Here is a 14,185-nt window from a genome sequence, read left to right on the forward strand (position 1 = left end):
GTAATATCAAATCTTTATGTTAGGACTCATTTATTTCCGTAGTTTTGGATCTAGGGCATCCTGCAGTCCGTCACCAGCCACATTGAACGCGAACATGGTTAAGGAAATCAATATTGCCGGGATTAAAAGTTGATAGAAATTCCCTACCAAAATGCTTCCAAGGGCATCACTTGTCAATGTTCCCCAACTTGCCTGAGGTGCTGGCACTCCCAATCCCAAAAAGCTTAGAGTAGCTTCGGCAAAAATAGCAGTGGGTACAGTCAACGTTAAATTGACAAGGATCGGTCCCATTGTATTCGGAATCATGTGTTTTCTTAAAGTCCAGCTCGTATTGGCTCCAGAGATGGTTGCTGCATGGATATATTCATTCTCTTTTAGTTGTAACACCTGTCCCCTTACCAATCGCGCCATTGGAATCCAGCCTGTAATTGACATCGCAATGATGATCGGCAAAATACCAGGTTTTAATACGACCATCATTAAGATAACCATCAATAGGTATGGAATCGCATAAATCACTTCAGCAAACCGCATCATGATATTATCCGTGCGTCCACCACGAATGGCTGAAATCCCGCCATAAAGGACACCAATCAAAAAGTCAATCAGCGCAGCCATTAATCCAATGAACAAGGATATCCTTGCACCATACCAAGCTCGCGTGAATAGATCCCTACCTGCTGAATCCGTTCCAAACCAGTGCTCGGCATTGGGGCTAAGATTCTTTTTCTCGAAATCTTGTCCATAATAAGTATATCCGTTAATATATGGCCCAAAAATCGCCAGCAAGACCAAGAGTATAATAAGAACAAATCCAGTCATCGCCAGTTTATTTTCTTTAAAGCGACGCCAGACGTCAGACCAATATGAAACTGTTGGTCTGGCAATTCTTTCTGCTTCCTTAAAGTTTCCTTCAGCGGGTTGGAACATATCTTCGGTTAAATGCACTTTATCTGCCATTATTTCTTCTCCCCCGTCACTTTAATTCTCGGATCAATTAACGTATAGGCTATATCAACGATGAATATCAATAGGATAAGCACCGCACTATACACAATTGTGGAACCAAGAATGACCGGGTAGTCTCGGTTGGATATTCCCTTTACGAACATATCTCCCATGCCCGGTATTCCAAAAATACGTTCAATGATGAAGCTTCCTGTCACGATATTAGCAGTCAGGATACCCAGAATCGTGATAATCGGCAATAACGCATTCCGAATGGCATGTTTGATAATGACACCGCTCCGTTTCAATCCTTTGGCCTTTGCTGTCAAAATGTAATCCTGTCCCATTACTTCAAGCATGCTTGTCCGCATCAATCTCGCGATGAAAGCAAGAGGCATCATTGACAGGGCAATGGATGGTAAAATGGTATGCTGCCATGTCGCCCATGTAGCAACAGGGAATATATTCCATTTTATTGCAAAATAATTGATTAAAATAGTCGCCAAGATAAAGTTCGGGACAGAGATCCCTACGATGGCAATGACCATTGATAAATAGTCGGGCCATTTATTTCTTTTCAGTGATGCCACGACACCCAAAATGAGCCCAAAGAAGATGGCAATCACCAATGCTTGTGCCCCTAAGTGTAAGGACACTGGAAAACCCTTCAAAATGTAATCATTCACGGAAATGGAAGAGGATTTTAATGAAGGACCAAAATCAAATTGAACGACTTCCAATAAATAATTCCCATATTGGGTCAACAACGGCTTGTCCAATCCATAGTGGACTTGAAGGTTTTCATAAACAGCAGGAGGCATAGCTCCTTCTTTAGCAAATGGATTTCCCGGAATCGTATGCATTATGATGAACGTTAATGTAATAACTGCCCATAAAGTAATAATCGCCCATTTAAAACGATTTAATGTATATCTCAACATGGTAATCACCCCAATCATCGATTTTCTAAGGAGTTGAAAACGGAAATGAATTCATGAAATATTCAAATTCGCAATTGAAAAATGGGGTATGTCCTAAATCGGACATACCTCCCATTTCACTTTTATCCTTCTATTATTTTTTATCCGCGTAAATAAAGTTCGGATAAGCATTAATCGGAGCAAAAACTCCAGTAACATTCGATTTAACCATATATGGTTTTGTATAGAAGTAAACCGGAAGGATCGGCATTTCTTCGATCAGAACTTCCTCTGCTTTATGTAAAGCAGCCATGCGTTCTTTTGGATCCATTGTAGATTTTGCCTCTTTTAATAAACCATCATATTCTTTGTTCGACCAATTTGCATCATTATAGGCACCGTCCGTTTCCCAAAGCATGAAAGTCATTGGGTCAACATAGTCACCAACCCATCCTGCACGGGAAATTTCAAAGTCTCCAGCTTTTTCACGATCAAGCTTAACTTGGAATTCTGCATTTTCAAGTGTCACTTCAACACCCAGGTTATCGCGCCACATTCCTTGAACGGCTTCAGCAATTTTCTTATGAGTATCTAAAGTATTATACAAAATTGAAAAATCAGGCAATTCTTTCATGCCTTCTTCAGCAAGACCTTCTTTTAACAATTTCTTGGCTTCAGCAACGTTTTCCTCAAATAGGTTACCTGTATTTTCCTGGAAATCTCCAGTTGCATCAGGAATGCCCGGAGGGATTACTCCAAAGGCAGGTTTTTGACCACCTTGAGCAACATTTTCAGTAATTTTTTTACGTTCGATAGCCATTGAAAGCGCTTTCCTTACTTTTGCATTATTGAAAGGCTTTACTTCCGTATTAAAGTTGTAATAGTAAACAGCAAGTTCTGCGCCGTTTTTGAATTCTTTGTCGCCAGAATTAACCAATTGTCCTTGTACATCCACTGGCAGCGGATAAGCGATATCCAATTCGCCACTCTGATACATTTGCCATGCTGTATTTTCATCTTCAATCAGAGCAAAGTTAACTGCATCCAATTTAATTTTGTCTTTATCGTAGTAATTTTCATTCTTTTCGATTTTCAGGCTTTCTTTATGTTTCCACTCGGTTAATTTGAATGGACCGTTCGATACGTGTGTTTTTGCATCCAAAGCCCATTTTGGATTTTCTTCCTGTACCTTTTTATTGATTGGATAGAAAGTATAGAAGGAAGTCAAGTCAAGGAAATATGGTGTAGGCTGCTCCAAAGTAACCTCTAATGTATGGTCGTCAGTCGCTTTAACTCCTACGTCCTCTTCCTTTCCTTTTTTACTGTTGTAAGCTTCCCCACCTTTAAGATAATAAAGTTGGTAAGCATAATCAGCAGCTGTTTCCGGTTTCAAAGCATATTTCCAAGCATATTCGAAATCATTAGCTGTAAGCGGGTCTCCATTTGACCATTTCAAACCATCTTTCAATTTGAATGTCCATGTTAATCCATCTTCACTGATTTCCCACGATTCTGCAGAACCAGGCACGATTTTGCCTTCTTCTGTTTTCTTAGTCAATCCCTCAAACGTATGTTCAAGGATCCATGATTCATGAGTACCTTGAGCATTGGCAGGGTGAAGCGAACCAGGTTCACTTGAGTTGTTTACGTTTAATACTTTTGATTTGGCTGAGTCACCCGAGCCGCCTTCTTTTTCATTCGAAGTTTCCTTCGAACCGCCGTTACATGCCGCAAGAATAAGCATGATGGCCATAAGAAGAGCAAGCACTGAAAATTTAGACTTTTTCAAAAAATATTCCCCCTCATCTTTAATCTTTTTTCGAATACTCCCATTTATGAGATTATCCTTCTACCACCTATTAATTGTTCGTATAGTACATTCCGAATGTCAACGAGGAAAGTGAGAAGCATTCATTGCAGGAATCCACCAAAAAACTAGCGAACCGTTTGCATAAATCTGTGTTTCTACCTAAATAAACCAATTAATGCAGTTTACTAGTTAAAAATCACCCTCTTTCCAACCTCGCCAGGGTACTATACCTCGAATTAAAGATGTTGAATTTTAAGTATATTACGAATAAATCAAAAAATCAATAAACTGATGAGTACTTTTTCACAAGATAGTAATTAATTGCTAATCAATTCGATCTAGATAATAGGTAAATAGAATCGAGCAACCTAATTATTGTAAAATGACTTTCGGCATCTATCTTTTTTCCACATTGTTTAATACCAGTATTCATATATGTTCGCTTGTCTTACCATTGTTATTTTTTTCTAAATATTCTAATAATTTAAGTCAGTTAGGTTGCTAAGCCCACTTTCCTAGCAAACCATTTTAAAACAAATGATACATTTTAGTAGAATAATACATTACCTGAAAAAAATACTGGGTTTTAATTTTTTAAATCCCAAATAATGGGGAATAACTATAGGGGAATAGAAATATTATATCAGTTTCTCATCTATATTCACGCTTCAGCCACCACGAAAAAAGAACCTAACTCTAACTCATTTATGATTAAATAAATATAATGACACGAAAAGTAAGCATATGCCTGCCACCTTTTTCGCATCCAAAGGGATGCGTACCCCTCCAAATAAACCGAAATGGTCAATGACAGCCCCAATCAGTATCTGACCTGCGATAACCCCAACCAATGCAGGGGCCACTCCAATCTGCGGGACAACCAATATAATAACAATGACATAAATGGCCCCTAGAAGTCCGCCTATCAATTGCCATTTAGGTACAGTCGAAATTGCAGAAATATTTCCGTTTCCAGCAAACAAAACAATAAATAATAAAGCGAGTGTCCCGATTCCAAACGAAATGAAAGAAGCTTCAATGACCCCCACCTTTTTCCCTAATCCACCATTGATTTGCCCTTGTATGGCAATGGTAATGCCACCTAGGACCGCAAGCAACGGAAATAATATCTTCACGATGATTTTGCTCCTTTTTATGTCCACCCGGACTGATTAATGAATCCGCATTCCATTTTAACATGAAAAATATGTATATTGTCCTTTAGTGATATAAAATCATCTGTAAGGGAGAGATAATCTACAAATAAAAAAACTGGCACTTTGGGCCAGCTGCAATGTTCTATACTAAACTAAAATCTATTTGATCACTGAATTCCTTTGTTGCCGTAACTGGCAATACTCTGTACTTAACAAGGAAAATACCAGGGCATCATGCGATTGTTCACGAAGAAATAGATAACTTCGGAGGCTGCCTTCCTCTTTAAATCCAAATTTCTTCAATAGGTTTCTAGATGCAATATTATCCTTGAAAGTTAAAGCGGCAATTCTGTATAGTCTTAATTCTTCGAAGCAATAGCGTAATACTTCATTAACAGCTTCGGATGTGAAATGTTGCCTCCAATAATCCGGATGGATTTCATATCCTATTTCGGCACGTTTATTGGCAAGGCTCATTTGATTCAGGCCAACGGTACCGATGAATTTGCCTGAATCTTTCAAAATAACCCCCCACCGCATCCCACGTTTGTTTATATAAGCACTTTTAAACGAGTCAATTAAGCGGCGGGCATCTTCAACTAGAGTTAAACTTTCTATCCCATCATACTTGGTCACTTCATCTTTAGAGAGAATTTCAAACAGACTCTCGGCATGATGGTGACCTATTTCGATTAAACACAGCCTTTCTGTTTCCAATTCCTTAAACCACATCGAAGAATCCCCCCGTATATTCAGCTGTCTATTAAATTCTATTCATGAAGAAGTGATACCTGTCTTAATGGACAATTCTTTTAAATTCGTATTTTTAGGGAACAATGCCATTCCGTATGTCCTTTGACATCAAATCCCTGTGTTTGTGTAAGAATGACGTAAACCATCCTGTTCCCGCCTTAACCTAATAAGAAATAACAATTAGGTTGTTCTTAGGACCATTTAATTATTTCACTTGTTCTATACAGCTACTTTCGTTTTGATGTCCTTATTATTTACCCTGACAAACATAGCTTGCCAAACGTAAAATGATTCTTTATCTACACGAGAAAATTCTTCCAATCTATCAAAAAGTCCTATGATTTTGGTTTACCATTGACACTTCCAGGTTATTTGGACCCTTATCATTCAAGTTCTCATCCGATACCTTTTTCCCAGTCCAATAAAGAATGAGATTGACCAAATTTTACACAAAATAATTTTTATAGGATACTATACTTCCAATCCAGATATTATACTAGGAGGAAACAAAATGAAGAAAATAATCCTTTTATCAGCACTGTCACTATCCCTTTTATCTCCAACAGTTGCCCTGGGAGCCGATACTTACGAGGTAGCAAAAGGAGATACCTTAACGAAAATTGCTTCTGAATACGATGTCAGCATTTCCGAATTACTTAAAACGAACCCCGCTATAAAAGATTCAAATCAAATACAAATTGGACAAATCATAAATCTGCCTACATCCACACACATAGCTGATCAAGAAAATAGTCAGTCAGTTGAACAGCAGGTTCTTAATTTAGTGAACGAAGAACGTTCAAAATCCGGCCTCCCTTCACTTGAAATGGATACAGCCATTTCCAAGGTTGCAAATCTGAAATCTGAAGATATGCGTGATAGTAATTATTTCAATCATGCAAGTCCAACCTACGGATCGCCTTTCGATATGATGAAATCCTTTGGGATCAGCTACAGGTACGCAGGAGAAAATATCGCAGCAGGTCAGCCCAGTGCGGATGCTGTCATGAAATCATGGATGAACAGCCCCGGACACAAGGCCAATATTCTGAACAAGAACTATACCCATATTGGAATTGGACATGTGACAGGAGGGAAGTACACCCACTATTGGACCCAGCAATTCATTGGAAATTGAAATCTTTTGAGGCGGAAGATTTCCGCCTCTTTTTTTATCATTACCCTCCCTTCCTAATCTACGGCTTCCCCCCTCATCCATTTATTCTGAACCTGTTCACCTACAGTATGATAACTTCAATAATAAAACGTTCGTCATTTATTTTTTTGTTGGAGGGATACAAATGGAAAACAGTTAAAGTAGTTATATCATACTATCTTTCAATTATCTTCCTGATAAAAATAAATTATGTTAAAATAGAAATCTAGACATAGGTATAAAGGGGCATTTGCAATGAAAATAGAGGTTGGCTCTGTTATCCACGAATTACGAATAAAACAAAACCTTACAAGAGAAGAACTGGCTAAGGATATATGTGAACCTAATATCCTGTTAGATTATGAAAGAAGCATCACTTCTCCAACAATTGATGAATTGGCACTTTTTGCGGATAAACTTAAAGTTGACCTGCCCTACTTCTTCACTACCAAAAATGAACCAATTTATAATTACATAGAAACCATTAAACTTTTGATAAACAAATATAGACGCACACGTAATTATGAAGCAATCTATGAAATCGTCCAAAAAGAAATGGCAACGGCACCGGAAAAATCGATATCATTTTATCAATTCTTGAAATGGCATGAAGGTATAGCTTTTTTTTATTTGTACAATGACAAACAAAAGGCTATAGAATTATTGAATGAGGCCATTCGGATTACAATGGGTAAACGTGTCATTCTACATCAACAGGAGATAGCAGTACTAAATAGTATCGGAATCATCCATTTTAAAACGAAGAATTATGAAGAGGCCATCACCATCTTTAATGAAGCATTGGAATTTATCGAGAATATTCCCCATGTGAATCAAGAAGGTACAATTATCGTGAAGATCATTCATGGATTAGCACAAACATTGACTGAACTTCATTACTATCAGGAATCATTAAATTATACCCTTAAAGGGATCAACATTTGTAATTCGATAGAATCATTATATTTATATGCAGAACTTCACCTTTTAACTGGTAAAAATCTGTTTAATCTCCAACAACCTGACGAAGGACTGCAATATATAAATCAAGCCAAGAACATTTTCAGTCTTCAAAGAAACGAAGAATTCGTACAAATTGTCGAAGATGAATTGGAGAGCATTTTACAATTCATCTGAACTTAATTTGATAAAAAAAGATAGAGATTGCATTGATAAAAGCACTTCTCTATCTTTTTTTTATAGCATCGTCTGATCAGAAATCGCTTTAATCCAGGATTGTTCAATCTCGCCCTTACATTACACTTTCAATTGCTAACCTATGTCAGCTATAATAGATTAATGAAATTCTACTGGAGGAAAAAAAATTGTCTAATAGATTAGGTTTAGTACTAGACGTGGAAACAACTGGTTTACGTCCCTCTTCCGATGAAATTATCGAACTTGCCCTTATACTCTTTACATACAGCAGTGAAACAGGGGAAATTATTAATCTTATTGATCAAGAATCATTTTTAAGGGAGCCTCTCTCCTATCAAGCAAGAAGTAATTATGATCAAGCATACAGGATTCATGGAATTCCATACAGCTCCGTTGAAGGAAAAAGTTTTCACGATGAAAAAATTAAATCCTTAATAGCCCGTACTGATTCGATTTTCGCACATAATGCTTCTTTCGATAGAAGTTTTCTCTACCAAATGTATCCGGAAATCAATGATCAAAAGTGGTTCTGTACGATGCGGAATGTACCTTGGAAGCAATACGGGTTCGAGAATAGTAAACTCTTAACATTACTGCAGGCACATAATATCACCAATTTCCAAACACACAGAGCTCTGGACGATATTTCTTACCTAATGGAACTTCTGAGAAAACCTGGCCCTTCTGGTCACCCTTATTTAAAAGATGTCATTGCTAAAAATCCGATGAAGAAATATGCACCTGCCACTCAAAAGACAAGGGTATAGCAGCTGTTTAAATAATTTTACACCGTGTACAGGTTGCGCCATAGTTTTGTCATTATAATCGTTTTTTGACATCTTTCCCTTTTCCTTGTGAATAGGAAGCGCCTGGCACATATATTCAGGTTATTAATAAAAAACAGCGACCCATGACGGGTCGCTGTTTCAGTTTGTAGACAAAGGGGGTTCGGAATTAAAAAATTCCGAACCCCCTTTTGAAATATGTTTAGAAAGCATCCTCATCACCTCAATTTTTATAATTCTATTTTAAAACAATAAAGACTTTAGGCAAAAGGGTTCTATCTAAAAGTTAAAACAAAGTTGATTGGAGCGGAAGGTGCGAGACTCCTGCGGGAAAAGCGCGTCCAGGGGAGACCCCGCAGGCGCAAAGGCGCCGAGGAGACTCCCGGACCGCCCGCGGAAAGCGAGTGCCTGGAGCGGAAATCAACGTCTAAATTGTACACCCATAAAAAAACTGTAGACAAACTCGATTTTCATCGAGTTTGTCTACAGTCTAAAACAGCGACCCATGACGGGTCGCTGTTTTTTTTGATCATTGTACGGTTGCCTCTTCCTGTTTTTCATCTAATGCACTGTTCAATTTTTTGTACCGGAAAATAAAGTACGTGAGTGATAATAATAATGCCACTACAAGGAATATGGCCAATATGCTAAGATTATGCCACATGAAGCTATTATCTCCTGTTGAGATGACTGCTCGGAAAGCATTAATCGAATAAGTCATCGGTAAGAATGGTGTGAACCCTTGCAGGAAGCCAGGAACCAATTCATTCGGGAATGTTCCGCCACTGCTGGTCAGTTGAAGAATCAAAATTAATAATGCTATGAACCGGCCAGGATTATCAAAGGCTGAACCCAGGAACTGGATGATAGCCATGAATGTGCAGCTAGCAAGAATGCTTACTGCAAAAAACAGCGGCAGGCTCGTAACATCAATTCCAAGTCCTAAAATTAAAATCGAGTCCACCAATACGGCTTGAAAGATTCCTATGAGGGCCATGACGCTGTATTTACTAATAAACCAGCTAAATCCACTTGCAGGCTTAACAGCAGGTTCTCTTAACGGGAATATGATCGTCAGAACGATAGCCCCGATAAATAAACTCAATGAAATTAAATATGGTGCAAAACTAGTGCCATAGTTCGGTACATTATTTATTGGCAATTTATCCACTTTAACTGGACTTGCGAACATGTCATATACTTCTTCATTTGATTTTATGTTACCAGCTTCGTTTGCCCCATCCTTCAATTCGTCATGTAATTCTTCAGATCCATCTGAAAGTTTGGCAATTCCATCTTGTAACTTGATAGCTCCATTGGCCAGTTCTCCCATACCACTAGTAAGGCTGGATGAACCTTCTTTCAACTTATCCGTTCCTGTAACTAGACCTTTAGAACCTTCCGAAAGCTGTGAGGTTCCACTTGATAATTGCTTGGAACCATCTTCAAGTTGATCAAGTCCGCTTACCAAGTTGTTGCTGCCTTCGGTTAACTGACCAAGCCCACTCTGTGCTGAATCTATACTATCGCCAAACGTCGTCAATCCAGAAACCAATTGACCTTGACCATTTTTCAGTTCATTCGCTCCATTGGCAAGTTTATCCTGAGCTTGCTTCAATTGAGTAAAACCACCGCTTAGCGCACTTGAGCCTTCACCTAACTGATTTGCGCCATCACTAAGACTGTTTGAGCCCTTAGCAATTTCGGATGCACTGGCTGATAGTTTCCCTACTCCTTCAGAAACTCCTTTACTGCCTTCGCTTATGCGGGTTAGAGAAGCAATCACTCCATCCAAACGCGCTTTCTCGCCAGGATCATCAGTAGCTTCGGATTGTTGTTTCAATCCGGAAATAACTTCTTCCAAACCTGCTGAAACTTCAGAAGCCCCCGCTTTCGCTTCGCTCGATGCTGCACTCCATTCAGACAATGAACCTGACAGCTGATCAGCACCAGCGGCCACGCCATTTGCCCCCTCTGTCAAAGCGGGCAGCTTTTCTTCTATTTGATTGAAGCCCTCTAATGACTGCTGCAGTCCAGATGCCAATTCACCGGTACCCGCTTCAGATTTCTTGGCTCCTTGCAAAAGCTCGGATTGCCCATCTTTCATTTGTCCAACACCAGAGCTAAACTGTTGTAACCCTTGATTAAGCTCTTTTGATCCTGCAGCTGCGGAACCTACCCCATTTGAAAAGGTCAATGATTTTTCGGCTAGTTTTTCAAGGTTTTCATGGATTTCTACAGAACCTGAATGAACGGAATCAATTCCTTCATCCACTTTTTTAGAACCTTCTTTAGCAGAGTTAATCCCATCACCAAGTTCACTTGATCCGTTCTTCACTGTATCTGTTCCGTCTTTCAATTCTCCAGCTCCATCACTGGCACTTTTGAGTCCGTCAGCCACTTCGTTCAAATTGTCGAACATTGACTCCGCATAGGTTTTCGTAACGGCTGACGAAACTTCACCTTTGATTCTCTCCGAAGCTGCGTCACCTATTTTAGTAGATATATAGTTGAACCCTTCATTGGACGTGTAAATTAAATCCAGTTTTTCCGGATTGTCCTCCTGTAAGGTCGTTGCATTTTTCGAAAAGTTTTTCGGGATTTCAATTTTCATGTAATAATCTTGATTTTTCAGACCTTCATTGGCTTCCTTTTGACTGACGAAATGCCAATCGAAATCCTTTTTCTCCTTTAACTCCTTGACTAAGTCTTTTCCTATTGTAAGTTCCGATTCATTGAACTCGGCACCTTCATCCATATTGACAATGGCAACTGGCAATTGGTCCACCTTACCGTATGGATCCCAAAATGCCCAAAGGAAAGTGCCGCTGTATAACAAGGGAATCATTATGATCCCGATTATGGAAATGAGTATCATAGGATGTTTTATAATGGCTAAAAATTCACCCTTTAAAGATTTTAACACGCCTACCAAGTCCTCCTTTACGACGAATATGCCGTTTATTTAATCTATTTCAGTGAAAAACGGATTGAAGAATACATAATTAAGTCAATTGCTTCTGCAATATATATTTATCATCCTTTATCTATATATTACGTTCAAAACAAAAAATGACTAATGACTATATCGTTCATTCGGTCATTATCACGAAAATAATATAACATTTATCCATCTTTTTATCAATATTTTTTCACTGTCTTACATCCTAAATTCACTATTTTTCTTTATATATCCTATACACATTGCATTTATGGCTGAATAATTCTTTTATCATCAGCTGAAAAATTAGCCCTGATATTTCACACAAAAAAGGGCATCCATTATGGACACCTTTTTTGTGTGAAAATAAGCTATATTCGCATAATTAAATGAAGCGCTTTCATATCATTTTGATATGATGCCTTTTAATTTTTCCGCCTGCCCAGTCAATTTCTCTAAGGATTCCTGATACTCTTTTTCTAATTGTTTAATGATGCCGGCAGCGGTATCTATTTTTTTAATCGCCCCTACACCATGACCTGCTGACCAAATATCGCGCCACGCTTTAGAGTCAGATGATTTGGACATGCTGTCAAAGTCGACTTTTTCTTTTTTTGCTAATTGTTCTGGATCCATGCCTTGCTTTCTGATGCTCGGTTTCAGCATATTGCAATTAACGCCTGAAAATGCATCAGTCAAGATGATGTCATCATGATCAGAATCGACAAGCATTTCACGATATTCATCATTTGCCCTGCTCTCTTTTGCCACGATAAAACGTGTTCCCATATAAGCCAGATCTGCTCCTGCAGCCTGAGCTGCCAAAATACTGTGACCAGTACTAATTGATCCTGCAAGCAAAATGATTCCGTCCCAGAATGTCCTTACGCTGTCAACGAAAGCAAAACTATTTATCTCACCCGCATGACCGCCGGCTCCCGCAGCAACTAAGATCAATCCATCCACACCTGACTCGGCAGCTTTTTTTGCAAATTCCACAGAGCTGACATCCGAAAAGACCAAACCGCCATAGCTATGTACCACATCCACCACATGTTTTGGTGAACCTAATGATGTAATGACAATGGGAGGCTGATGTTTTTTGACCAGTTCCAACTCTTCATCAAGACGGCTATAAGTACGGTGAACAACCATATTCATTGCCCATGGAGCAATCTTTGAGCCTGGTTCTTTCTCCCCTGCTGCATTCAATGTGTCGTTTATGTCACCCATCCATTGATCCAGTACCTCTATTGGCCGCGCGTTCGGCGCTGGAAAAGAGCCAATCACCCCATTCAAACAGCATTCTTTCACTAACTCAGGACCGGATATTAAAAACATAGGTGCTGAGATAACTGGTAAAGATAATTGATTCCACCAATGTTCAGGCAAACTTCTTCTCATCTATGAAACCTCCCATTTTTAATATATTACCAAAATATAACACTACAAGATTATCATACTTCTAAAATACACAATTTTCAAGAAATTAATTCAGGAGCTGAACTTCATCATCATGCAAGCCATTTCATAAAAAACTGTATATGGAAAAGGGCCCATATACAGTATCGATTCAATTTGAAAGCACCCATTTACGAATGGCTTTAGCCACACCGTCTTCTTCGTTTGTTGCTGTCATCCAATCTGCTTTTTCTTTCACAATTTCTTGGGCATTTCCCATTGCCACTCCCACTTTTGCTTCAGAAATCATGGCAAGGTCATTAAGGCTGTCTCCTACCGCCATAACATTATCCATAGTAATATCGAGGAATGAACATACAAGCTTTATCGCTTTCGCTTTATTGACTCCCATGGCATTCACTTCAATATTCGTTGGGCTTGAATTGCTTATTTCAAAAGTTCCTTTTGATAACAGTTCATCCATGATGATTTTGCGGATGCCTTCATCATTTGTATCAAAACCGAATTTAAGCCACTGCGAATCATGGATTTTTTCAGGCATTTCAGCTCTGTAAATATTATCGCAACTAATTGCCCAAAAATGCGTACCATGTTTTTGGCTTAATTCCCACATCCACTGTATGGACTCACTATCGACGATATTCCTTTCCACCAGTTTTCCTTGATTATCGTAAATTTCGCTTCCGTTTACCGTAATGAGGTATGATTGGAGTTCCATTGACTTTGCAAAATCACTGCATGTAGCATAGGATCTTCCCGTGCTCAATACAACAAAAACCCCTTGATTTTCGGCTTCTTTAATCGCTCTCCTATTTTCTTCGGATATTTCTCCTGCAATATTTAGAAGCGTGCCATCCATGTCAAGTGCAACTAATTTAATATCAGGTTTCTTCATTCTTATTCACCCTTCCTTAATCCTTCTTATGTAACTATGTCCATGATAGCTTATTTTGCATGCACAAGGAAAGAACGTGAAGTATTGAACAAGCATTACCATGGAGGTTGTGATTTTTCCATTTCCAATTGTAAAATAGGTATTGATGTTTTTATGAATTAGTATAAGGAAATGAATGTCGTGAAACAAGGTCACAAAAATTTTTGTGACCTTGAGCATCAATCCGGATTCGATTAAATA

Annotated in this window: 11 protein-coding genes; 3 read left to right on the top strand and 8 right to left on the bottom strand. The window is 38.6% G+C overall.

What is annotated here, in order from left to right:
• Window positions 1-30 precede the first annotated feature (30 nt).
• From ACDZ29_RS24985 to ACDZ29_RS25005, 5 genes are all read right to left on the bottom strand, one after another.
• Window positions 31-960 (bottom strand): ABC transporter permease, encoded by a 930-nt coding sequence (locus ACDZ29_RS24985; RefSeq protein WP_375089021.1) that lies wholly within the window; start codon window positions 958-960, stop codon window positions 31-33.
• Window positions 960-1,889, bottom strand: a complete 930-nt coding sequence (locus tag ACDZ29_RS24990) for an ABC transporter permease (RefSeq protein WP_141994689.1) — start codon at window positions 1,887-1,889, stop codon at window positions 960-962. The genes ACDZ29_RS24985 and ACDZ29_RS24990 overlap by 1 nt, the downstream gene beginning before the upstream one ends.
• 133 nt (window positions 1,890-2,022) lie before the next feature.
• Window positions 2,023-3,657 carry a peptide ABC transporter substrate-binding protein gene (locus tag ACDZ29_RS24995; protein WP_375089022.1) on the bottom strand — a complete coding sequence of 545 codons (1,635 nt, stop codon included), beginning with the start codon at window positions 3,655-3,657 and terminating at the stop codon, window positions 2,023-2,025.
• A 722-nt stretch (window positions 3,658-4,379) separates the two neighbouring features.
• The gene (locus ACDZ29_RS25000) at window positions 4,380-4,814 is read right to left on the bottom strand and encodes a DMT family transporter (RefSeq protein WP_289325247.1); all 435 of its coding nucleotides are present in this window, start codon (window positions 4,812-4,814) and stop codon (window positions 4,380-4,382) included.
• Between the two features lie 180 nt (window positions 4,815-4,994).
• Entirely contained in the window at window positions 4,995-5,567 is a 573-nt protein-coding gene (locus tag ACDZ29_RS25005) for a GNAT family N-acetyltransferase (RefSeq protein ID WP_289325248.1), read from the bottom strand.
• A gap of 532 nt (window positions 5,568-6,099) precedes the next feature.
• Between ACDZ29_RS25005 and ACDZ29_RS25010 the strand changes: the two genes are divergently transcribed.
• The 3 genes from ACDZ29_RS25010 (at window position 6,100) to ACDZ29_RS25020 (ending at window position 8,669) form a co-directional block, all read left to right on the top strand.
• Window positions 6,100-6,726, top strand: coding sequence for a CAP domain-containing protein (locus ACDZ29_RS25010; protein ID WP_289325249.1), 627 nt, complete (start codon window positions 6,100-6,102; stop codon window positions 6,724-6,726).
• A 273-nt stretch (window positions 6,727-6,999) separates the two neighbouring features.
• Window positions 7,000-7,881, top strand: coding sequence for a tetratricopeptide repeat protein (locus tag ACDZ29_RS25015; protein ID WP_375089023.1), 882 nt, complete (start codon window positions 7,000-7,002; stop codon window positions 7,879-7,881).
• 188 nt (window positions 7,882-8,069) lie between these two features.
• Window positions 8,070-8,669: an exonuclease domain-containing protein gene (locus ACDZ29_RS25020; RefSeq protein ID WP_375089024.1), complete on the top strand. Its 600-nt coding sequence runs from the start codon at window positions 8,070-8,072 to the stop codon at window positions 8,667-8,669.
• Between the two features lie 547 nt (window positions 8,670-9,216).
• Here the strand turns inward: ACDZ29_RS25020 and ACDZ29_RS25025 are convergent.
• From ACDZ29_RS25025 to ACDZ29_RS25035, 3 genes are all read right to left on the bottom strand, one after another.
• Window positions 9,217-11,613, bottom strand: coding sequence for a YhgE/Pip family protein (locus tag ACDZ29_RS25025; protein ID WP_375089025.1), 2,397 nt, complete (start codon window positions 11,611-11,613; stop codon window positions 9,217-9,219).
• Window positions 11,614-12,033: 420 nt separating this feature from the next.
• On the bottom strand, window positions 12,034-13,032 hold the full coding sequence (locus tag ACDZ29_RS25030) for a nitronate monooxygenase family protein (RefSeq protein ID WP_289316224.1): 999 nt from the start codon (window positions 13,030-13,032) through the stop codon (window positions 12,034-12,036).
• 169 nt (window positions 13,033-13,201) lie between these two features.
• Window positions 13,202-13,945 (bottom strand): Cof-type HAD-IIB family hydrolase, encoded by a 744-nt coding sequence (locus ACDZ29_RS25035; protein WP_289325254.1) that lies wholly within the window; start codon window positions 13,943-13,945, stop codon window positions 13,202-13,204.
• Window positions 13,946-14,185 lie beyond the last annotated feature (240 nt).

The sequence above is a fragment of the Peribacillus sp. RS7 genome (genome assembly GCF_041956845.1).
In the GTDB taxonomy this organism is placed as follows: Bacteria; Bacillota; Bacilli; order Bacillales; family DSM-1321; genus Peribacillus.

What these genes read in the sequence shown, in the direction of transcription:
- ACDZ29_RS24985 (WP_375089021.1), bottom strand. Translation starts at nt 960, where the DNA reads ATGGCAGATAAAGTGCATTTAACCGAAGATATGTTCCAACCCGCTGAA.
- ACDZ29_RS25030 (WP_289316224.1), bottom strand. Translation starts at nt 13,032, where the DNA reads ATGAGAAGAAGTTTGCCTGAACATTGGTGGAATCAATTATCTTTACCA.
- ACDZ29_RS25035 (WP_289325254.1), bottom strand. Translation starts at nt 13,945, where the DNA reads ATGAAGAAACCTGATATTAAATTAGTTGCACTTGACATGGATGGCACG.
- ACDZ29_RS24990 (WP_141994689.1), bottom strand. Translation starts at nt 1,889, where the DNA reads ATGTTGAGATATACATTAAATCGTTTTAAATGGGCGATTATTACTTTA.
- ACDZ29_RS25010 (WP_289325249.1), top strand. Translation starts at nt 6,100, where the DNA reads ATGAAGAAAATAATCCTTTTATCAGCACTGTCACTATCCCTTTTATCT.
- ACDZ29_RS25005 (WP_289325248.1), bottom strand. Translation starts at nt 5,567, where the DNA reads ATGTGGTTTAAGGAATTGGAAACAGAAAGGCTGTGTTTAATCGAAATA.
- ACDZ29_RS25015 (WP_375089023.1), top strand. Translation starts at nt 7,000, where the DNA reads ATGAAAATAGAGGTTGGCTCTGTTATCCACGAATTACGAATAAAACAA.